This is a genomic window from Flagellimonas sp. CMM7, from assembly GCF_021390195.1.
Taxonomy (GTDB): domain Bacteria; phylum Bacteroidota; class Bacteroidia; order Flavobacteriales; family Flavobacteriaceae; genus Flagellimonas.
In genome coordinates this window covers 164657-186724 of sequence record NZ_CP090003.1, presented here as the reverse complement: position 1 = coordinate 186724, position 22068 = coordinate 164657, and the positions used below count along the sequence as shown (strand labels likewise).

Sequence of the window (22068 nt, the reverse complement as noted above, 5' to 3'; positions counted from 1 at the left end):
ATTGTTTAGTTGTTGTCTACTTCCACTTTTATGCCCACCGCTGGCGAGTTCACAGGATCATTGAATGAAGGGTCATTTGTTGACGTAGGAGTGGTATTGCTTTTTATATATTGATCACGTTCTACAAAAGTGTCGCCCGGTCCGGTAGGATTGTCCTTGGTCACATATGGACTGGGTGCAATGGAAAAGCTTTGTTGTATATCATATAGTCCCGTTTCTTCATTGAACAGGTACACAGGTTCAATGGGAAGACCATTGGAATCGTATGTCAATGAAGCATTGTAATTCCCAAATTCATCACATTTACTAGGTATGTCCAGGACAATATCCCATTCCATGGCCTGGGTCCAACGTGTAAATTCAGAATAGGTCAGCGAACGTCGTACATCCCATATGGAGGGGTCAGAGCCGTACTCGTATTTTTCCAAGGATCCTGTTGCTGAAATGTTTTGAGCCGTTACAGTTTCACCAGTATCCACAACAGTAGCGTTATTCGTGTCAATAATTCTAAGAGTCTGATTTTCGCGATTTGAAAGTCCGGAAACAATCGGGCCGCTTACCCCAAAATCAATGTAGGATGTATTGAAATCATTACTGGCCTCAGGACTCCCACCAAATTCTAATGGTGACCTTGTGGGTAGGCGACAAGGTTCGTCGGAACAGGTGAATGAACTTATGGTGCATTGTGATTTACACTGCTCGACAATTTGGTCTACCATTAATTCAATGTCTTCATAAGGAATAATGTTGTCGTTAGGGTCAATCTTACATTCTCCAATCTCATAACAACGGTCGGTAAAGGCACGTATGAGTTCTTCTCGAAATTCATCCCTACGCTGGTCACAATTGGAGCTGCATTCCTCCATCATGGCATAGGCATCATTTTCAATGATGCTAATACCTGTGGTCTGAGTATCTCCATTAATATCCCTTAGCTCCACAGTTCCTCCTGCAGATTGCAATTGTTCAAAGGTCCTATTGGAAACATAGGTGTCAATTAAACTTCGAGACAGGTACGGTAAGTCTACAAAAGCATCCAACGGAATCTCCGGATTTAAGTATTGTAGTACAAAATCACCAGTATTTCCCCCGTCCTCATCCAAAAGCCTGTCAAAATCAGGATTGACAACATATTCCGTTGCTTCATAGTAATTATCACAATTGATGACAACACCAGCATCGGAATCAACGACCTCGTCATAATTTTTTATCATTTCGTAGAAGGTAAATCGTTGATTACAACTCCAACTGTTTTTGTCATAGGGACAAGTTATATAGCCAATACCGCAGAAATTACAGGGGACAGGATCTTGCAAGGTTCCTCCGCAGCAAGGTACTGGGTTTCCGTTCTCATCTATACAAATATTCGGATCTCTATAACAGGTCTCAACCTCAAGACCAGAAAAGGTACCATCCTTATAAGCGTAGTACTTAAATGCATATACTGGATCTTGGATATTTGGGAAGAGGTCCCTTAAAATACCCGTGGTCTCATTGTTGGGGTCTGCATTGGGATCTTCATAATTGTTGCTTTGAGTTGCTGGATTGAGTGTGAAATACTGCCAATTGGCTCCCTCTCCACTGTTTAGCAGGCGCTCTTGGTCATATTCCCCATCATCGATGTCTGTATCAAAATCATTTTCAAACTCCGTAAAGTTATTTGACGGCGTGTCCGGGTCTAGAATATCGGCAAATACATATCCCGTGCAGTCCAAAAAGGTTTTGACAAGATTATTGTCCAGTTTTTCAACCTCATCTGCGATATCATCGGTAGTACTTGCATTCTTCTTTCGTAGTTTGCGCTTGATTTTTCCACGGGAAATCCATCGGATAATCCAACTTCTAATATTATCCACAGCGTCATCTACAGCATTACCATCTTGGATATCCACATTTTGGGCGACATTGCTACTTTGATCTATATCTGCTGTATATGGATTTACGCAGATTTGGTTGACCAATTCAATGACCAAAGGTTCCCAACATTCTGCCAACTCATTGATGGAATATTGAGCTCCGTCAAGTCTGACAGGAGCTTCTGGAATATCACAAATATTGTATTTGCCAATATTCGGGTTGGGTGTACCCCCTATAAAAGAGGCAGGATCGTTCGGGTCTGATCCATCCGCCCTGTTGGCACAACCACTAGCACCGTAATTGTCGGTAGCCATGTGGTAAACCATTTGGTTCAATAATCCAGGTCGATGCCAGCCACGCATGGCATTATATATTTCTTCAGAAGCCATTTCCCTTGTATAGCCAGTATTTGTCAGACTCTTACATTCATATAACATCGAAATAGCATATCCTTCAAAATCCATTGGATAAGCATCCCTATTTACTATGGTAATATTCCCGTTTCCATCATCTTGATATGTGAAATTTTGCGTGGTATTGGTCAAAAAGTCATCGTTCGGATTGATACTATTGGCCGATGTGTCAAAATAATTAATAGAACCATTCAGCTGACTTACTGCTACATTATCTCCCAAGTAAGCTGTTAAGGCTTCAGGAGACGGTTTTTTGAAAGGAGGCGTAAAAACGATAGGAATGTTAAAATCACAACAGGGTGTGGTAAATCGTACTTCAATAGGTTTGATATCTCCTAAACTCGATGTTTGCGAATAATCGATAGATACCAGATCATTACCATCAAAATAGATAATTTGAACACTGTACAGCCCTGGATTTTGTTCATAGAAATCTAAAAATTCATCTGTAGCTTCTGGATCGGCCGCATCCTTCCTTCTAAATTGGTAACCAATTGTAGAACAGTCAGCACAATCAAAATTTAAAGTGTTATTGCTATCTAGACTACCTATTAGATTTTGATTGTGTAAAATTTGTCCATAAAAGAAAATATCGTTATAGAGGTATTGCATTTCCTCTTCACAGTCTATTTCGTCCAACGCATTGACCAGCCAGGCAAAATAAGGTTCTATCAACTTTCTTGTATTTTCGGTATTGCTTACCAATTTTGCCGTGAAGTCATCAACTGGCTCCAGTGTTTTTTGAATGTAATACGACCCTGTATTCAAACTTACTGTTCCAAAATCAATGGTAATCTCCTCTTCATTATTGTTTGGGTCATTGGAAAGATTCGCAATACTCGGTTCCTCAAATTCTTGAACAATGGTACCACTGGCAACATCGAAAATTTCAATTTTCAAACGATAATCCGCTTCAATTTCTAGGTTGTTACAAAGTCCTTCAATTTTAGGCTCAGAAATAGTATAACTGATGTTCAAATCTGTAGCGTCCTCCAAAATGGTAATCCTTTTCGAAGCTTTGAATCCTTTTTCTGTGGCAGTGTTGTTGGTGATTTTGTCAGTTATACCAGAAACCGTGGGTCCGGTAGTTATCTTGTCCAATACCGTATCATCTTCGCTAAAAGTGAGCCCAGTTGCTATGGTATTGCCTTCTTTGGTAATGTAAGCAACAGATTTAGTGTTATTTGGGTCAATGGTAATGACCTTGGCCACTTGCTCAGGGTCTGGAGCCTCATCTCCAAATAATGCAACCAATTCTTCTTCTGTAGGTGTGCCATACAAAGTCCGTACTGTACGCCCCTGTCCTGATGCTTGATCTCCAAGCATATGGGTTTTTCCCACACCCGATTGCTCAACGACCCTATCCGTACCGTCGTTACTGAAAATTACACGTGTATATGGATATCCCTCAGAATTTGGAATTCGCCTATCCGTGTTCAAACTGGAATAATACCCAAAAGCTCCTGTGGCATCAATAGTGGATGGTTGCGAATAATTTGATATTTCATCAAAATGTTTTGCACGGTACAATTCACTATTGGTGGTAACAAAATTGTTCCTATACCTATCAATACGTTCTCCTTCTATGGGTATGGGCAATGTTGTAAGGGTAGGTCTCCCTGAATTATCCAAAATAGTTTGAGATACAATTTTATAATCCTTTGATGGAAAGTAGCGCTGGGTTTGTTTTACCTGATTTAAAGTTGTGGCGTAGGTGGCTTGCTCGCTTACTTTGTTCCCCTCAGTAAATACCCTGCTATATTGATAGTTGGTGTTATCATCCGGGTCCTCAAAAAAGAGAGTTTCAACCGCACCCGTTGGATCACTGAACTCATAGGTGGCAGTATCAAAAGCAGAAGTATTCCATGTCCCCCAGTTATCATTATCTTCAATTCCATTACCATAGAAAGTTCCTATAGGCCGCACCCTCCACGCATAGAAGCCCTGTCCCTCACCAATGGTAAGGGAAAGTTGTGTGTCTGAACTATAGGTTTGGAAACTAAGCGCTTTACTCCAGTCTACATTGGTCCTTATGTTGCGTTCATCTGCGACAAAAGTTTCATCCTTATTGAATAAACGAAGTAATTGAAATTCATAGTTAGGAGCTTCGCAAGTCGCCTCCCAATCAAAATCGACAATTTTGTTTCCAATAGAAGCTGTATTTGATATCAATGTGACAACGTTGGTAGATACATCAAGCCCATATGCAAGTTCATAATATAATCCTATCTGTAAATTGGACTGTAAATCAATAGATCCGATTGCATCCGAAGCAGAATTAATTGTTGCTGTCACGCTACTAATTGATTCCGTTAGATAGGATAGCCCAGTGGCCGTATTTGTATCATCCAAATATTGTTCTAAATCAAGATAGACAAGTCCTTCTGGATTTTGGTTGTCTAGGTTCACATCAAAATTTATCGTGGGATCAGTCCCTCCTGAAGTGACTAAAGTCAAGTCTATATTGACATTGATATCAAAGAGCAATCCGGCGGTGCCACTTCCAAAACCATATTGTTGCCCCAAATCTATTTTCACCCATGTTTTCCCATTTTTAACAAAAAAGTCTGAACAAGGTGTTGTGAAATTCAAACTTCCAGAGGTGGCATTTCCATTAGAAGGGATGGCTATCATGGTTTGATCTGAGCGAACGCCCAGTTCTTGTGCCCCCACTGCTTGAATGGCTATAAAACAGGCTATCGCAGTTAGCTTGATAAATAAGTTTTTTATACGCATGGTATCAATTTTTTCTGTTGTCTATGATTTGAAAACCTTTGTAGACCGGTTTCAACTTATTTTGATCGAAAAGTGCAGCAACCGGGGATATGATTTTTTTGGCACTGTTAAAATCAAGTTTTTTATATGTAATCTTCTGATCCTTGATTTTGCTTTGAGCGTTAAAAGTGTTATGTACTTTCACAATACTGCCCGTTTTTGGGTCATAAGTGATTTTCTGACTTACAAGTTTTGTTCGTTTGGCAAAATCCTTGTCAGGAATTACTGTAATTTGGGTCATGCCATTATCCTGATGTGTACAATTGATGGCATTGGCGGTATGCAATAAGGAACGCTGTATCTCCAGAAACTTTTTATACGTATTAACATCATTGAAAATCCTTTGATCCGAATTGTTCCAATAAATTTTACCATGTTCTGGGAGTACAACAAAAATGTCTTTCCCATCCCCAAACACACTCATGTTGTCATCATACACAGCAATTTTGTCAACGGTGGTCAATATTTCGGTATCCGTTGTTCTGGATTCGACCCCAGTATTTGAATTGAATTTGGTTTCCATACTGTACTTAACATGATATACCTGCCCTTTTTTTGGGGAATTCATGTTTTCCATCTGATTTAAATAGGCCATTAATTTTTCTTTGCAATCCAGTGTATTGCAATTGGTATCATAAGACCATCCTAAAAAGGGAATTAATGCCAGAATGATAGTTGGTATCCTAAAGACTGTTGCGATTTTCACGGGGTGTATTGTATTGGGTTTCTGTAATTGTTTTAAGACCTCTTTCCGTTTCGATGAGTTTTCTCACCAACTGACCTTCATTATTGTATTGGTAATACAAGCCAAAATGTTGGTCATCGAAAAGGGTAATCAATCGCAAGGATTTTATATCATAGACAAAACACGTGGTCTGTGATTCCTTTGGATTAAACTTGATATCGTCGATATAGGCATTGGCATTATTAAATGCCAATGTCATATTCACCTGTTGCCCTTGGGGGAGTGATACTGCATCTATAAAAACCCGGTACAAGGTCCATTCACCAGTTTTAGCCACTAGCTCTGGGTTATAATCCGTTCCTGAGACAGTGATAACTGGTGTATCCAATTCATCTTGGGACTTGGTCCAAAATTTGAGCCATCCACCTGTTGTGCTCAACAATTCTTGAGCAATAACATTTGAGATTATTGATGACCCAGAAGTGATTTCTTGGGAATAATTTCCAGAATGTCCCACTCCTTGGACAATGTTAGAGATGCTACTCCCTTGTTTGTCTTCAAAATGCTCGAAGTAAATTTCGCCATATCGCGCATTTTGCCCTATCATAACAGGTTGAGTGAAGTTATATCCGAACTTCGAAGCACTGTATACTCCCAGCACATCTTGCTCTTCCAGCGCATTACCATTGGGAGAGTATTTGGTCACCTCGCTCAGTTTTACCCAGCGTTCATCTTGGGAGGCACCAGGAGTATAGTCAAAGGTTACATAATCATCTAAAATGCCCCCTTCATAAATTTTCCCTAGGGCTGCATTCCTATTTGACGATTTTTGGGTATCATCCTTGTATACAAAGCTTTGGTGTAAACGCCATATATTTTCCAATTGGGTTGTTGCACCTGACGAATTATAGATAGCATTGATATTGGCATCGATCCATGTAGTAACTCCGGCCAACGTATTAAAGGTGTTGGCACCAGAAGAGATAACCCTATCAGTCTTGATATTCCATGTTCCGGTTTCACCATTGGATGAATTTAAAGGGTTTGCACCAGAGCCATAGGTAACCACTTGTCCAGAGCTAGCCAATAGTTGATTCGTATAATTGGAATTTTCAGATTTTCTACCCATTTGGGCATAATTCCAATGCGCGGGGAGATTCAAACTGTAAATTGCCCCGTCATGAACATCTGTGCTACCAGTCAATGGAATATTATGATAAGCATCAAAAGTCCTTGTCAACAAAGGCCTCCCTGTCGCATTGTCAAAAGCAAGATGCTCTGTTTCAGATGCAATATTATCGCTATATGAAACCACCTTCTTTTGAATAGCGGGATACTTGATGACCTTAGATATGGCATATTTACTTAGTTTTTGTTCACTAAAACTGAACTGCAGCCAGCCTGAAACGAATATGGGTGGGGGAAATACCAAACCGACACTGACATCAATTTCAAAGTTGAAATCCAGGTTTTGGTTTTCCAATTGGAACTTCTCCATTGTAATGTCCATTTCCTTACCAGGAGTATCCCAATAATAAGTGCCATCACCTTGCATCATAGGAACTTTTTCACCAGGTTCATAGTAGTAAAAGTCCTGACCAGAAGAAATAAAGCTATTATTACCGGTGGCGTAATCACCACCATAGGTGCGAACAGATTTCGGCTTTCCATCCATGGAATTCATTACAAATCGAAACCCTTGTGATGCCCATGCCTTGTCTACACTATAGCTAAAAACCGGGGTAGGTATACGGAGTTTGTCATCATAGCTATCATCTTGCAGCACGGAATAATCCACACCTCTTACAGCCTTTGCCGTTCCAATATCATACTGGTTATTGTTGGTGCCATTTTGTGAGTAATCATAAACTTTATCAAAAGGGTAATCCCTACAGGTATAGAATTCGTATACGGTATGCCCTGAACCTGTTTTTCCTTTATGGATATTTTCAACAACAACCCTTGCATGCTTTACAGAAGGAGAAGGTAATAGGGATTCTCCAATAGGACCTTCAGATTGTTCCATATCCTTACCTGAGACCAATCGGTTCAACCATGATTGATCGTCTTTGGGCAAGAAACCTACTAATGCATTTTCCTCACGCATTTCGTTAGGTTCATTGGTGGCAATACCGCTACTGCGACCGTCTTCCAATTCATAGGTGTATTCTTGGCCGTAAATACCCGCATCACCATCTTCAATACCCTTATCGAACATTAGTACTCTTTTAACCCGAATACCGTCACCTCTTTTGGCTTTGTTAATTGGAATCTTGAGATAGGACAATTCAGGGTTTAATGCCATACATACTTCAGATTTTTCGGGATATCTTGAATTGACCGAAAGCCCTGAAACCACTCCAATACCTGCCACTGTAAACTCGGCAATAGCCACTGCATCTCCAATATTATCGACCAAAGGACCCTCACAGCCCGCCAGTTCATTGATGCGCCTTTCATATCTGCTTTCCAGTTGAGCTTCGCAACCGGCCGTATACTTGCCCCATCGCTGGGTAGTGTAGAAATCATAACATGCTTGACGAGGTGTCAGTCTATAACCCTGATCGGGAACGGGGTCATCAAATAAACCAACACCAACAAGATTTTCCCCATCACTAGAGCCATCCAATTGAATTGCGATGGTATTGTTGTTGGAGTCATATGTTACATCAAGAACCTTGGCGTAACCAGTTATATATTCAGACCTGCAATTTTCGATATCCGCAAACGCTCCTTCAAGTGCATACAACAACTTGAAATAGATGCGCTTGTCAACCTTTAGGTTTCCTAAGTCTTTGCCTAAAATATTAGCTAAACCTCCATTTACGGGAATCGATGTTTCATCAAACTCCTCTAAAAAGTATGTTCTTAAATATTGATGTAAGTCTTCAATCTTGTCGGCATCTTCCACTGAATTATAGCCGATATCCGTTAAATCCAAGGTATATGTTGGAGCATTATAATTATCGTCAGCCTGAGAAAGTTTCACCAAAGCCATGACATTACGATCTTGGACATAGGAATAGTCCTTACTCTCATATTCCACTAAAATTTGCCCGCCCGACGGTAATGTCACTTGTTTTAATTGCCATGCAGCGGGATCAAAAGAGTTTTCAGGAATGTCACCCTGATAGGGCCATTTAATGAGATTCAGATGTCGTTCCCTGCCATTGAATTGATTAGCTCCCCATGCGTCCAATAAATGTGGTCCATAGTCAGGGTTTTGGGCATTTACAGAGTATAGATCACTCAAAGCAAAGAAACTGTCCAGTTCCGGGTGTTCTGTGACCAAATAATCGGGATAATCCGCTCGTTCTTTGTATCGATAATCAAACTTGTATGAACTAATACGAGCTCCTATGACCCCTTCAAATTCTGACCATACTTTTTTCAGTGTCAATTTGCCACTCTCTGCTGAAGTTGTGTTGCCAGGAAAATTTCCATTGCTGTTATTGGGAAGATTACCAACCAAAGAATAGTCATACTTAAAATTAGTGGTCTGTAGCGGAACTTCTGGTCTATCCTTGGCAAAGAGCACCACTTTTTCCAAATATTCCAATTGATCTATATTGTTTTTGGAAGCTGCACTATTCGCTGAGGGGTCCTCCGAACCATTCAAATCAGTTGCTGCAAGCCCATCATACCTATCAACATTAGTGCCTTGTAAAAACTTGGCTTGCTCATCAGAAGGATTAATATCGAAACGGTTTGGAGTCGATTTGTTGGTGACAAAATAGGCAACGTGTGTTTTGGTCTCTACTTTTTTCAAGAAATAGATTTCTTTTTCACCAGTAGTAACAAAACCTGTGTCGTCTTTAACATCGGATATGGAATTTTTTGAATAGAACAATCCATTGTAAGGTATTCGCCATCTATACCATTTGCCTGACTCACTGTTATCTCCATACTTTTTGTGATATTCGAATTTTGTCCAACCTCCAAAATCTTCTTCGTCAGGTCCGCCTGGGCCTAAATCCACATAATCCGAAGTCGTTATACTCGACAACAAAGAGGTTGCGGCATAACCTTCTTTTTTTACATCTCCAACAACAACTTTATGCTCACATTGATCCATATCAAAATTGTTATCTAAGTAAAGCTGTTTGAATGCTAGATAGTTCTCTTCTATGTCATCATTTTCATCAACATCAATAGATAAACTTGCCGTGTTCTTTACCATCATATCTACATCATAAGTGTATTTCAAACCAGCTTCATTGTAGATGCTAAAGCCCGATGTTTCCTTTTGTATATAAGAGGCATTCTTAGCTTCCGTTTCGTTCAAATCTGAAATTGCATCTGAAGAAAGTGTGGGAAATACTGTTGTAATCCCTGGAAAGTTTGGTGATGCAGTCAGGTTAGCTTTTGCCAAGTCGTTGTTGCCATACTCCATTTTGCCACCCATATCCCCGTAAAAGCGGTAAACCTGGTCATCAGCGGTGTCAAAAGAAAAGCTGTTTGTGTTCGTATTTCCCTCTCTGGCCCAATCCTTGATTAAGGATTTGGTATTTCCAAAAGCCAAGTTCACACCCACACCAACATTGGTGCCAATCATACCTTCTATACCTATACCATAGGTGCGTCTTTTGTTGTCATCACCGTCAATTTTTTCTGGAAAATAATGTCCTATGCTACTTCTATAGGGTCTAAAACCTCCTGATAACCCTTCTCCTGTCAGCATATAGTTGTCTGGTGTGGAAAAAGGAATGCCAATAAAATAATCCCGACGATCGAAAGATTGTGCCTTTTCAGTAAAGTAATCCGAACGGTAATTTCCTATCCCTGATGGTGTGTTTAGATATCCAAATGTTGGTATAGATTCCTTTTCTTCGGTCACGGTAAGTGCAAAAGTGCCCGTAAGTCCACCTTCTATACCTATTGGTGCCACCGCAGCATTGACCTGGGCACCAAAACTTACATTAAAATTGTAACCCCTAAGTTTTGAAAGTGATGTTGTCACCCCTTGATCTGTAAAGGTTCTAAAAGGGCTTAAGGTACCTAGAACGGTATTTTGAGCAGTATTTAGGGTAGATGCCTTATCAAATTTTAGTGCATTCTTGTCAAATCGTAAAAGGCCTTTTTGAGTATTTACCTGTTCCAGCTCTCCTCCAAGTTTTCTATTCTTGTCAAATATGAATAATGGATTAATATTTGCACTGAAAGTAATGCCTGTTACAGATCGGTTCATTGAAAGACTTCCAAAACCATTGGATAGGCCGATGGAAGAAGTTTTTGCAACTCCTTGATAATTGTTAAATCTTACAAATTTGCTCAAGTTTAAAGCTCCAAAGCCTGACCCTGATTGTAAATTTCTACCAGCAGAACTAGCTTGTTTTTGTTTAGAAGCACTAAAAACCTCAAGATTTAATTTTTCAGAACCACTTAAGGTCCAATTGGGTCTGGTCTTGTTATATACATCAATCAGGGTATTGTCATACTCATCAGGCAATCCCCTTACATTTTTATTAATGGCCCTGGGTTTAAGGTCCAGCCATGGCCCACCCAAGATGCTTCTTCTTCAGGTGAGGTTCCGCTATGATAGGACAAGGACATGGCATAGCCACCACCATCAGGTCCAGGGATTTGTATAACAGGAAGGTTATAGGTGAAATTTCCTGTAAGCGGGTCCACCAAATTCGTAGTTGCTACAGGCTCAAAACTTGAGAACTCTGGTGTGGTCGGCCCGGATGTCAACGCGTAGATGGCATTTGTGGAAGGCACCGCAATGGTTAAAACCATATCAAACAATAAAAAATATGCAGCGGCCTTTATGTGTTTTCTACAGATAGAAATCATATCGTATCAGTTTATAAATTCAAGTGTTGGTATTTCTTCAATATTTTTCTTTTTGAATACGAAGTGACTAATGCCTGTATCCAAAAAGGGGTCCTCAAAAACAATGTCTATGGATTTGTTTTCTTCCTCATCAACATTGGTATTTGTAAAAACTATATAGAATGTTTTTTTACCACCTACCTCGTAGTTGTTTTCAAAAGTTGTCAGGACAGGGCTTATTTTTTCTCCATCCTGTCCCTTGACGAATAGATGTCGCTTTAATTCAAAATTCAAATCATTGATGCGTTGTTTGTAGCCCACCATATTCTGTACATCATAGTTTGTTGCGTCTATACCATGGGCATTGTGCTCTATAGAAAACAAGAGGGACATAGAATCTTTAAAATCATCCAAAAAATCTTGCTGGCTTCTTCCATCGTTTCCTTTCTTCATTTCGATATATGCCAAATATTCTGATGGCAGATATTTAAGAGACAGCGAAAATCCATTGGCAGAAGCCTTCTTGATTAATCCATTACTCGGATTGTCAAGCCACTGTAGGAATGCTGCTTCGCTCGTAACCGATGTATTACAACCATTGAGCAATAAAGCCCCAGTAACTAACACAAATACTTTACTTAATCCCTTCAACATATTCTTTGTTTAGAGCATTAATAACTTCTTGTGTAATGTCATTCCTTTCATCCACATACATGACATTTCCTTGTCCATTGGCACCCAAAATGGCTGTATATCCTTCTTCTTTGCCGTAGCGTTGGATGAAATCGTTGATTTTGTTGTAAACCGCTTCCAGCAACTTAGTCTCTTCAACCGTCGACTGGTTTTCAATGGTTGTTCCCAGCTTCATTAACTCTTGTTGCATTTTTGCCAAATCAACTTGTTTTTTTGACTTTTCTGTATTGGAAATAGAATTTTCTAAAATCTCATATTCCTTGGTCTTGGATTCAAAGACCATACGCTTTTCATTAAAGTTTTTGCTGAGGTCATTGATTTTGATTTCATAGGAGTCCTTTGCTTCCAAAAAACCCTGGTATTCTTCCAAAACCCTTTGAGAATCAACCACTGCTACGGTATCATCTGTTTTGGAGAAGCTAAATAAGAGCCATATTGTTGCTAGGGCCAGCGCACCGGCTATACTAAAAAGTACTTTTTCTTTCATGGTTAAAGTATCAGGAATTGTCCGTTAAAAATTTTATTTTGTAGCTGTATCTTGAATTTATAAAGACCTGGCTGCGCCTGTGTCCCGTCCCAAACAAAATTGTTGTTAGCCACATCGGGCTGAATCAATGTTGAAAACCCATTAGGACCTGTTATATCCAAAGTCCCTCCTTCAACACTTATGATTTCGGTCAGATTGAATTGTAATGGGTTTAATCTGTCATATTCAACCCCATTCACCAAGCTCACACTGAATGGAAGGACACGTGTTAAGTTTCCTTGGTTTGTAAATGCTATGGTATCTCCAACGATGTCATAGAATTCTTCACTCAACAATAACCATTCGCCATTTTGAAATACTTCGATTCGATAAGTATCCTGACTTTTAGTTATTCTTAGGTTCAATGCAGCATTTTTCGTAGTTGCAGAAACATTCAAAAGAAGTATAATGTCTTCACCATTGTTTGTGCCGGTTTCTACGAATACTTCACTTTCCTCGGTGCCGCTGACAAGATTGCCGAGAGTGGTGTCTCCAAAAATTACTTCAAATTCGGAACTAGGAAGGTTTTTTGTGTTAATGGTGATACCTTCGACATTGGTATCACATGGCTGAGTGGTTGGGTCCAAGTAATCGTCATTGACATCCCAATACCCATCGCATGATATTACTTTACCCCATTTATTAACAACTGGGGGTCCTTCTCCTAAAATACCATCATTGTCTGGGTCTTCAAAACCTGCTTCCAATACGTCGTTACAACCATCACCATCACTATCCAAGTCTTTACTATTGATAATGCCATCGCCATCAATATCGCGATTACCAAAAGAGGAAAAAATTTGAAAATTTGAAAAAATGGCTTTTCTATAATACCCGTTGGAGCCTTTGAAGGAAGTATCTAGATAGAACCCAATATTCTCACCAACATCAATGGTTTTAACAATTCTGTCGTTCTTGTAGAATTTTAACTCATCCCGTTCGTACACAATCTTAAATTCATCATTGAATCGATAATATTTTTCATTGGTTATTGGCAATCCATTTTCATAAATGCTAAATCGGCCCCGGTCAAAGAAGAAGCCATAATCAACATCTTCTTTTCCCACTCCATTTTCCTCAATACCGAATCCTACTATGGCTTCGGTGGAAATTTTAGCATTAAATGAAACCGCATAGTTTTTAATAAACCCAAAGGATGTATAAGGTGCAGAATTAATCGAGTTGTTCCATCCTAAGTTCCCGCGCCGAAAATAAATGTCGTTATGCCATGCATTCACACTGACACGGTTCACCCAATTTTTCATTTGAATCTTTCTAACCCTATTCTCATGGCGGTCCAATATTCCGTCATTATCGTCATCAACGTCTCTTTTGTCAATAACTCCATCGGAATCAGTATCCAAACGCCCATTCTGTTGAGCTTGGGTTTGAAATGAGAATGCACAGGCCAATATCAGGCATAGATATATTCTAGTCATTAATCTTTAATTTAATTAGTAAGTAGCTTTAAGTTGTAGAATGGGGATAGCTACAAATTGAATTACTCAGATAGAAGAAAACAATCTGTCTTTAAGAATTACATCTGAAATTTCAATTGTTGAAATATCTTAAGTGTCATAATCATTTTGGTTTTTTAGTTGTTGTTACAAATCTGTCAAACAGGAAATTTGAGAACAAACGACATTCGGTGAAATGGTAGAATTTTCCCATGTAATGCATTCAGTTTCGGTAAGCAGTATTGTTTTCGCGATGTAATGCACACTTTTGGGTTTTACTAAAAAATGGATTGGATGATGGGTTTTCCATCATATTGTAGAAGAATCCTACATTTTTAAACTAAACACATGGATTTCTTCTTTTTTCAATCTTGAGTTTACAGGTAATTTATTTTGTAGAAAAAGCAAAACGTTGGTTCATTTGGAATTTTCGAATCGATTAAAAACGTGTCATTTAGCAAAACATTTGAAAGAGATGAACGTTATATAGGATGCTTAACCTTACAAACGACTATAATGCCCCATATTTTAATCATTGACGACCATCCCATTACTATAAGAGGGTACAAACTTATTTTAGAAAACCAGAAAATTGCATTATCCAATGAAGTACAGGGTGCCACGAATTGTGACCAGGTAATCGAAATTATGAATGTACCGGAAGAATTGTTCTTTGATGTGGTATTACTTGATATAAGCCTCCCGGCTTCCAAGGATAAACAAGTTACGTCTGGAGAAGACTTAGGTTTTTTGATTAGAAAAAAATACCCAAAGACTAAGATTATAGTACATACGGGTTTAAATTATGTACAGCGAATCTCTAACATTTTCAACACACTAAAACCTGAGGGTTTTCTAATAAAATCGGATATTAGTGCAAACGTATTGAAAATAGCTGTAAATAAAGTATTGCAAAATGGAACGTATTACAGTGAAAAAATCAAAGATTTGTTATATCCTGAAGATTTCGAAAAGATCTATATTGATTCTTCAAACAGGAAAATTTTATACCACCTTTCCCAAGGATATAGAATGAAGGATTTACCTGAACACATCCAATTATCCATGCCAACAATCGAACGCAGAAAGAAACGGATAAAAGCTTTGCTAGGGGTTCCGAATGGAAATACCAAAGATCTTCTGGAGGTTGCCCGGAAGAAAGGGTTTATTTAGGACATGATTGCACATTTATTGTATTGGCATAGCCTCTTTTAATTAAATTTCTTCTTTATCAAATTTACTCCTCGGGAGGTATGCAATTCTTTTAATCGAACTACTATTTTCTCATTTTTTGCGATGGTGAATTTAGGCACTACATAAACCATTCTGACCTTTGTATTCGGGATTATTTGTGAAGGTTTATTGTGCACATATACAGGTTCTAACGGGAGTTCTTGATAAGAAGCGTTACGCTTTTTATTGCCGTTTACCTTGTAGATTTTAAGGTAGTCGAAATCAAAGCGCATGCCTGATTTGTTTTCAATCTCAAACTGTAGAAATACATTATCGCCGTGATACTTAAGGTTCTTTAGGGTCAGAACAATCTCTCCCTCTTTCTTTCTGATATGTTTTTCTTCAGGAAGATTCAATAATGATTCACAGGATCTTCGCAATAGTTCCGGAGAATCATTGACCGAAATATTTATATCAATATCTTCCTCCAGTTGTATTTCCTCTTTTGAGCGCCTTTTGGCATCCCCTATACTTTCTTGAACCGAAATAAAACGATTGGGGTTTTCTAGATGCTCTGCATACCTTAAGATATAAGAGTATACTTTTCCATCCGTAGTAATCACCAATAAATTACTAGGGGGGCCTTTTACGGCTTTCAATAGTCCTAAATTTTGTTCTTTTTCGCGATTATAGGTGAACACAAAATGTTCTGAACCTGTAATGCCCTGCTTTATATCTGAGGGAAAGAACAAGGCCATTGTCATTGTTGAATTGGCGTAAATAGTATCCAATATTTGTGTATTTGTTGCGTGAACTGGGTAAAACAGACCCAAGCTTAACAGTATCAGTATCTTTTTCATCTGTTTAATTTTTTTTAAATCTATAATATTCAACGTCTTAAAAATTTTAAGACATTAAGTAATTCGCAAAAATTTTCTTCATCCAGATAGTTGAACTTCTTAATGAAAAAATTTATGCTCATTTCATATCCTATATTTTTATTGTTGTGCATCGACTTTTATTATGAGTTTATAATTAGGGTTCACCGTTACTTTTACCTGTCGGTTTGAGCGTTGGAACAACCTTTTGAATCCCGTGACCTGAGGCACACCAGGTACATTGATATCATCTACTACATCTCCCAGCACTTGTTGCCGTAATTCTTCCCGAAAACTGTTTTTGACATAGATTCCTTCCAACCTATCCCTAAAATCATACGCCTTAAAAGACAGTGGAACGTTATCAATGTTTTCGATTTGTAACAACACCCGATTGGGTTTAAAGCTGACCATACCAAACAGCGTGGTATTCTTTGGAATCAACCTGCCCTCAATTTCGACATTGTGCAAGGTGCGCATTTGCAATCGGTCATTGACTTTAATGACCTGCTTCTTATCAATCATTACCTCAATGCTCGGTTCATTTATCGTTTCTTCAATAGGCAAGGGATTGGAAGCAAAAAACAACTGCTGTTCCAAGGCCAATGCTTTTGGGCTAATTTCTATAGCCAATGGCGAGACTTCCTTTTTTTGTGTTTTCTGTTTCTTAGCTATCGCATTGACCACACTATCCCGAACAGGATTCGTTGCCCGAAGAGTACCCGTCGTGTAATTGATGCGGCTATTGTTATAGATGCTATCCACCATTCGTATCTTTTCTTTTTCCAAAAAATCAGGGTCAAAAACGCCTGTGGAATCCAGATACTTTTCATCATAGATACTGGGTGCGTTGGTTTGCCTGACTTCTTTTAAATCATCCACTGCATCCAGTCTGGAGGTATAATCGTCAATAGGGTTTTCCAATACAGGGACCTGTGTCTGTTGTAGTTCCTCCTTTTGGGAATCATCTTCACCAAATGCCAAAAGAGAGTAAGTGATGATGAAAATGACCACTGCTCCGATGACTGCAATGAACGTTATTTTTTTCTTATCCAATTTCATAATCTTAATTTTACTGTCGATTATCGACTTTCTTTAAAGTGTTCTCGTAATAATCCGTTATCAATAGTGCGTGGGTGTTCTTGGGAAAGTTTCGTTTTTCCAAATGCAAAACTTTACCTATGGAGACCAGTTCGTAGGTGTCGATTGCCGACCCTCTATTAATTTGGAATATGGTAACTGTTCTAAAAGGGTATGGCTCTGCGGTAAGGTCTAGTTCGGATTCAATGCTGATGACCTTTTGTACCAAGGAATACTGCATCAAACGATTGTAAACCCCATCTGCTTTTTTCTGTCGATATACATTATCGACGGAGCTATCGCCCAACCATAGTGCTTTTTCAATATGGTTTTCAAAATTTGTGGCATCCAACCCATAAAAGTAATTATGGAAGAGTCGCAAATGCTCTAAAGCTTCCACCTCTAAATTTTCTTTTTCCTGTACCCATTGCAAGGGAATTACTTCTCCATTTTTACCAATGGCAAAAGAACCGTTCAGAGCTTTGTTGTACATTTTGTAAGATATGAGACTTGAAATGGTGGTGGATAGAAAAGCCATTGCAATAACAGCCAGCACTATAAACCGATTCATCTTCAATACCTCGTATATGTTTTTATATGGTGTCTTCATAGTTCATTTTTTATAGATGTGCCTTAGGCACTGAATAGTTTGAAAGTGAACGAGGTGGCGCGCTTGTAAAGTTTGAACTTCAAAAAGACGATAAAGCCAATCGTACCCAATTCTATGATGGGAGCAAAAAATGAGCTCCCGAAATCAAAGCCAAAGAGGTTTGTCCAAAAATTGGTGGTAAACTCCGTGTACAGCGCATTGACAAACACATTCACTAGAAAAAAGGCAGGAACCAGCATATATACTGCCGCATACAATTTGAAAAAGGTATACGCCATCGACCTAAATTTCTCAAATACGGCAAGGCTTATCACCAATGGAAAAAAAGCCTGCATTATCCCCAATAGGAAAAACCGTTCGGCCAGAAACAAGGGATAAATGAACAGGTCGAGCAACCAAAGGAATACGCTCAGAATAAAGGCCAGTAATTTCAAGCCAAACAAAGGGGAACTTAATGCCTCGAACAACAAGGCCAGCCCTTTGCCAGCAGCTTCGAGTCCACCTGTGTCTTCCTCAATTTCCACATCTTGCAATTGCAAGGGCAATAATGCTGGAGCCGTATTTCGATACTGTCCTTCAATGGCCACCAAAATGTTGTCAAACACCTCCAATACCTGACTGGAAAAGATGACCAGGATGACAACGATGAAATTCTTTATCAATTCTGTTGGAGTCAATCCCCAGGTATACCCATCCCTATTGGCAACACCCTCATTGTATTTTTTGAGGATGTTAATTAAAAAGAATAGGATGGCCAGGGCTTTCATCCCCACTATGGTATACTGTAGAAAGTCGCTGTCCTTTATCGTCTGAAAGACAGCGTCTACATACTCCAATCCTCCTAATAATGGGATAGCCAGTTGCATCGTTTAATAATTTGTAGCCCTGTTATTGATTTTGTCCTGCATTTCCCGAAAGGAAATGATGTCATTGTATCGTTTGGTCTTACGCTCTATTTCGGCGACCATTTCCTTAGAGCGTGTTTCCCTTTCCTTTAATACCTCAGCCCTTTCGGCATCGGTCATTTTTAGGTAGTCACTGGAAAGTATCTGCTGTACAAAATCCAAATCCTCCAATGAATTTTCAATGATACTTTCAAAGGATTTGGATATTCTTGTGATTTCCTCGGGCTTGATATAGGGTGAGTTTAAAATATGCCGTACATCATTCCTGACCACATCGAAGAGGCGTTCATTGTTACGGGCAAGTTCACGTACCGCTTTCAATTGTTTTACCACATTGCTCACCTTTTCAATGCGTTCTTTTTGTTGCCGCATAAACTCCACCGTTTTGATCAAGTTTTCTGTTTGTTTTGCAGCTTCCAAAATTTGCTTGCCCAGCGTGATAAAATTGGTGTTGTCATACACTGGCATCCCTTGGGCACTTACTTGCCCTATCGTCCCAAGTACCAAAAGGCACATAAAAATGAATTTTCTCATAACTCTTTTGATTTTAAATGAATGAATTCTCTTATAGCTGTCTCCATACAACCATTTTCTTTGTAAAGGGCCATTATGGCCTCGTTGTCTGTGCCGTCCGTGAGATAGGCGGCAAATACTTCTTTAGGGACTTCCAATCTGAAGATGTTGCTCTCTTTTCCAATTTTGATAAAAATCTCCGTGTAGTTGCGTTCTCCCGACAGGTTGTTCTTTATGGATTTCAGTTGATTTAGGTCGTGGCTAGAAAGGTTCAATCTCTTGACCAATTCACCATAGCCCTTTTCATTGTTCAGGCTGTAAATGACCTGTGTATTTTCCAGAATACTTGCTGATGTGGAGTTGTCTGGCAATTGGTTGATGGACTGTAAAATGATACCTATGGCACCTTCTTGTTTTCGGATAGCTTGATAGTAGAACTCCACGGATTCCAATACGTTCTCAAACTTCAATTGTTTCGCAAACTCATCGAACAGGATAATCCCTTTTTCTTCTTTGTTCTGCCAAATGGTACGCTGTATGGCTGTTTTAATCAATTTGAGCATCACGGAAAGAATTTCCTTGTTGTCCTTTACCTCATCCAGCTCAAAAACAATCAGGCGTTTGTCCTCAATTTTATAAGATTGGTCTTCATTTGTTTCAAATAAGAAACTGTAAAGTCCTTCCCGTACATACTCCGACAAAATGTGTAAAAACCCTTCTACATTAAAGTAATCTGAATGAATATGGAGCTTCGTCAATAAATCTTCCCGTTGAGATTCGATATAGGTGTAAAAACTATCGAGAGAATGTGGGGCATTGCCCCTTTCTTTATAATAAATGTGGAGTATCTTCTTTAAAGCAACGGACTGTTCCTTTTTTGGCTTTGTTCCCTCTCCAATGAGTTCAAATAGAAATACGGACAAGTCCTCCAATCGTTCAGGCCTCACATCTTGGGGATTTGATATATAAAAAGGGTTGATGCCCAAGCTCTTTCCGCTTTCATAGCGCAATACGGCAGACTGTTTTGGATATAGGCTGGCAAACTTGGTATACGAACCGCCCAGATCGATAATGACCAACCGGACGCCGGCCTCGAAATATTGCCTAAGTATGTTATTGGCTAAAAACGATTTGCCCTCTCCCGTAGGTGCAAAAATGGCAAAGTTGCGTGCCTTGATGCGTTTCTTTTGCTCGTCCCAAACATCTTTCAGTACAGGGATATTATGCTCCCGATCGTTAAAGATGATACCCTGTTTGTCCGTTCTGTAATTGGTATTGTTGATATAAAGACATAGCGCGTGCTTTAGGTCGGTCACATATACATCTTCATTGGAAAAGTTGGAAGCAAAGCAAGGACAACTGTTAAGGATATAGTTTTTACGTTCCTCGCCTCTCGGATAATATGGGGTAATATCCAATTCCTTGTACTCTGCCTTGATACGGGAGCCAATGCGTTTTAACTCCTGTGTTTCCCCACTCCAAAAAACAATGTTCAAGTGCCCTCTTACGATCCGTGCATTATCATCATTGTTGATTTGGGCGACGATGTGCTCAATCTTTTTAAGGATGACCTTGTTCTGCGTTCCAAAATTTGAACTCTTTTTGAGTTCTTCAATTTTCTTATCTAGCAGTTTGCGCCATTTGTGTTTATCATCCAGATAGATGATTTGGTTGACGATATGGTTTTCATTTAAGGAAAGCCCCAGACCATCGATATAGCCTTGGTGAAACACAAAATCATCCGAAGTGAACCGCTCATTGATTTTACTGGTCTGGACGCTCTCCCCAAAGCAGGCTTCGCTATTGACCGCAAATACATCAAAATGGTTGTTGCCAATGGTCACTTTGGACTTTTCCAAAAGCATATCGGTATCATATCCAATGTTGAAGCCATTGAAAAAATTACGGTTCAGTTCAAGAATTTGCTTCTTATCAAGAGGTTGCAACGACACCTTACGGCTGTTGTTTATATAGGTAATGGAATCACTTACCGAACCAATGAAACTATGTACATTCTGATTTAATCCTTGATAGATCCCTTTGCCAACCTTTTTAAAAGGGTTGACATATTTGGGGTTGTTCAGCGTTTTGTTCCGCGCTAAAGTGAAAAACAGGTAGCATTTATGCTCAATATATTCCCTTCCTTTAAAATGTTGGAGAGTCGCCTTTGCCAAAAAGGTATCGTTGGTCAGGTATTCAGAATTGAATGCTTTTTTGAGGTATACATCTTGTTTATGAATAACACAGCCTACGGGCAATGATTTTAAGGCCTGGAGCCAAATACCGTGTAAATCCTCAAAATCCTTCTCGGACAAAGAATAGATTTCAGGCAGTTCCACTTGATAACAGGTTATGATATTGCCATTATTGGCAAAGATGACATTGTCCTGTATCTCAATGATGGGATTGTATGTAGCGATATTAATAATCGACATAGTGTGTCAGGTTTTCTTTTTTGTTGCTAATGATTTTTGGGAACACCGTATTGAAATTCACTGAAATTCCTTTAAGGGCAGTTTTGGTCAACACCACATATAAGGTGGTGTTCCAAAGCATAGCCACAATGATTACCACCAAACTGAATGAAAAAATGATGACAAGTAGCGATGCCAATATGGAGAGCATCATCATAGCAAAGAGTGATATGGGAAGCCCCCATATCATAGCCCCTTTGCGAATGTTCTTATATACCTCGTACTTTTTCACTGGATAAGGTTTTATAACAAAG

General features: G+C 39.2%; 15 protein-coding genes. 1 reads left to right on the top strand and 14 read right to left on the bottom strand.

The features are described 5' to 3' along the window. Positions 1 to 5: 5 nt before the first annotated feature. Genes LV704_RS00990 through LV704_RS00960 form a run of 7 tightly spaced genes read right to left on the bottom strand, consistent with a single transcriptional unit; the run spans position 6 to position 14163 of the window. Positions 6 to 5006 (bottom strand): hypothetical protein, encoded by a 5001-nt coding sequence (locus LV704_RS00990; RefSeq protein ID WP_163423464.1) that lies wholly within the window; start codon positions 5004 to 5006, stop codon positions 6 to 8. Between the two features lie 4 nt (positions 5007 to 5010). After that, a complete protein-coding gene (locus LV704_RS00985) occupies positions 5011 to 5751 on the bottom strand; it encodes a hypothetical protein (RefSeq protein ID WP_163423465.1) in 741 nt (246 codons plus the stop codon). Next, positions 5729 to 11236, bottom strand: a complete 5508-nt coding sequence (locus LV704_RS00980; RefSeq protein WP_233782113.1) for a hypothetical protein — start codon at positions 11234 to 11236, stop codon at positions 5729 to 5731. Before LV704_RS00980 ends, LV704_RS00985 begins: the two co-directional genes overlap by 23 nt. After that, the gene (locus LV704_RS00975) at positions 11185 to 11526 is read right to left on the bottom strand and encodes a DUF6531 domain-containing protein (RefSeq protein WP_233782112.1); all 342 of its coding nucleotides are present in this window, start codon (positions 11524 to 11526) and stop codon (positions 11185 to 11187) included. Before LV704_RS00975 ends, LV704_RS00980 begins: the two co-directional genes overlap by 52 nt. Positions 11527 to 11532: 6 nt before the next feature. Beyond that, entirely contained in the window at positions 11533 to 12159 is a 627-nt protein-coding gene (locus LV704_RS00970; RefSeq protein WP_163423467.1) for a hypothetical protein, read from the bottom strand. Next, entirely contained in the window at positions 12140 to 12685 is a 546-nt protein-coding gene (locus LV704_RS00965; protein ID WP_163423468.1) for an OmpH family outer membrane protein, read from the bottom strand. Before LV704_RS00965 ends, LV704_RS00970 begins: the two co-directional genes overlap by 20 nt. Positions 12686 to 12687: 2 nt before the next feature. Next, positions 12688 to 14163: a hypothetical protein gene (locus LV704_RS00960; protein ID WP_163423469.1), complete on the bottom strand. Its 1476-nt coding sequence runs from the start codon at positions 14161 to 14163 to the stop codon at positions 12688 to 12690. Between the two features lie 534 nt (positions 14164 to 14697). Between LV704_RS00960 and LV704_RS00955 the strand changes: the two genes are divergently transcribed. Beyond that, on the top strand, positions 14698 to 15354 hold the full coding sequence (locus LV704_RS00955; RefSeq protein WP_163423470.1) for a response regulator: 657 nt from the start codon (positions 14698 to 14700) through the stop codon (positions 15352 to 15354). A 38-nt stretch (positions 15355 to 15392) separates the two neighbouring features. Here LV704_RS00955 and LV704_RS00950 read toward each other — a convergent pair whose 3' ends face one another. From LV704_RS00950 to LV704_RS00920, 7 genes are all read right to left on the bottom strand, one after another. After that, complete coding sequence (locus LV704_RS00950) at positions 15393 to 16214, bottom strand: DUF4138 domain-containing protein (RefSeq protein ID WP_163423471.1); 822 nt, start codon at positions 16212 to 16214, stop codon at positions 15393 to 15395. Between the two features lie 138 nt (positions 16215 to 16352). Further along, a complete protein-coding gene (gene traM, locus LV704_RS00945; protein WP_163423472.1) occupies positions 16353 to 17294 on the bottom strand; it encodes a conjugative transposon protein TraM in 942 nt (313 codons plus the stop codon). A gap of 10 nt (positions 17295 to 17304) precedes the next feature. Further along, positions 17305 to 17922 carry a conjugal transfer protein TraK gene (locus LV704_RS00940; RefSeq protein ID WP_163423473.1) on the bottom strand — a complete coding sequence of 206 codons (618 nt, stop codon included), beginning with the start codon at positions 17920 to 17922 and terminating at the stop codon, positions 17305 to 17307. 23 nt (positions 17923 to 17945) lie between these two features. Further along, the gene (locus LV704_RS00935) at positions 17946 to 18788 is read right to left on the bottom strand and encodes a hypothetical protein (protein WP_163423474.1); all 843 of its coding nucleotides are present in this window, start codon (positions 18786 to 18788) and stop codon (positions 17946 to 17948) included. 3 nt (positions 18789 to 18791) lie between these two features. Continuing rightward, positions 18792 to 19361, bottom strand: a complete 570-nt coding sequence (locus LV704_RS00930; RefSeq protein ID WP_163423475.1) for a conjugal transfer protein — start codon at positions 19359 to 19361, stop codon at positions 18792 to 18794. Further along, positions 19358 to 21775, bottom strand: coding sequence for a TraG family conjugative transposon ATPase (locus tag LV704_RS00925; protein WP_163423476.1), 2418 nt, complete (start codon positions 21773 to 21775; stop codon positions 19358 to 19360). Before LV704_RS00925 ends, LV704_RS00930 begins: the two co-directional genes overlap by 4 nt. Then, complete coding sequence (locus tag LV704_RS00920) at positions 21762 to 22046, bottom strand: hypothetical protein (protein WP_163423477.1); 285 nt, start codon at positions 22044 to 22046, stop codon at positions 21762 to 21764. Before LV704_RS00920 ends, LV704_RS00925 begins: the two co-directional genes overlap by 14 nt. Positions 22047 to 22068: the final 22 nt, after the last annotated feature.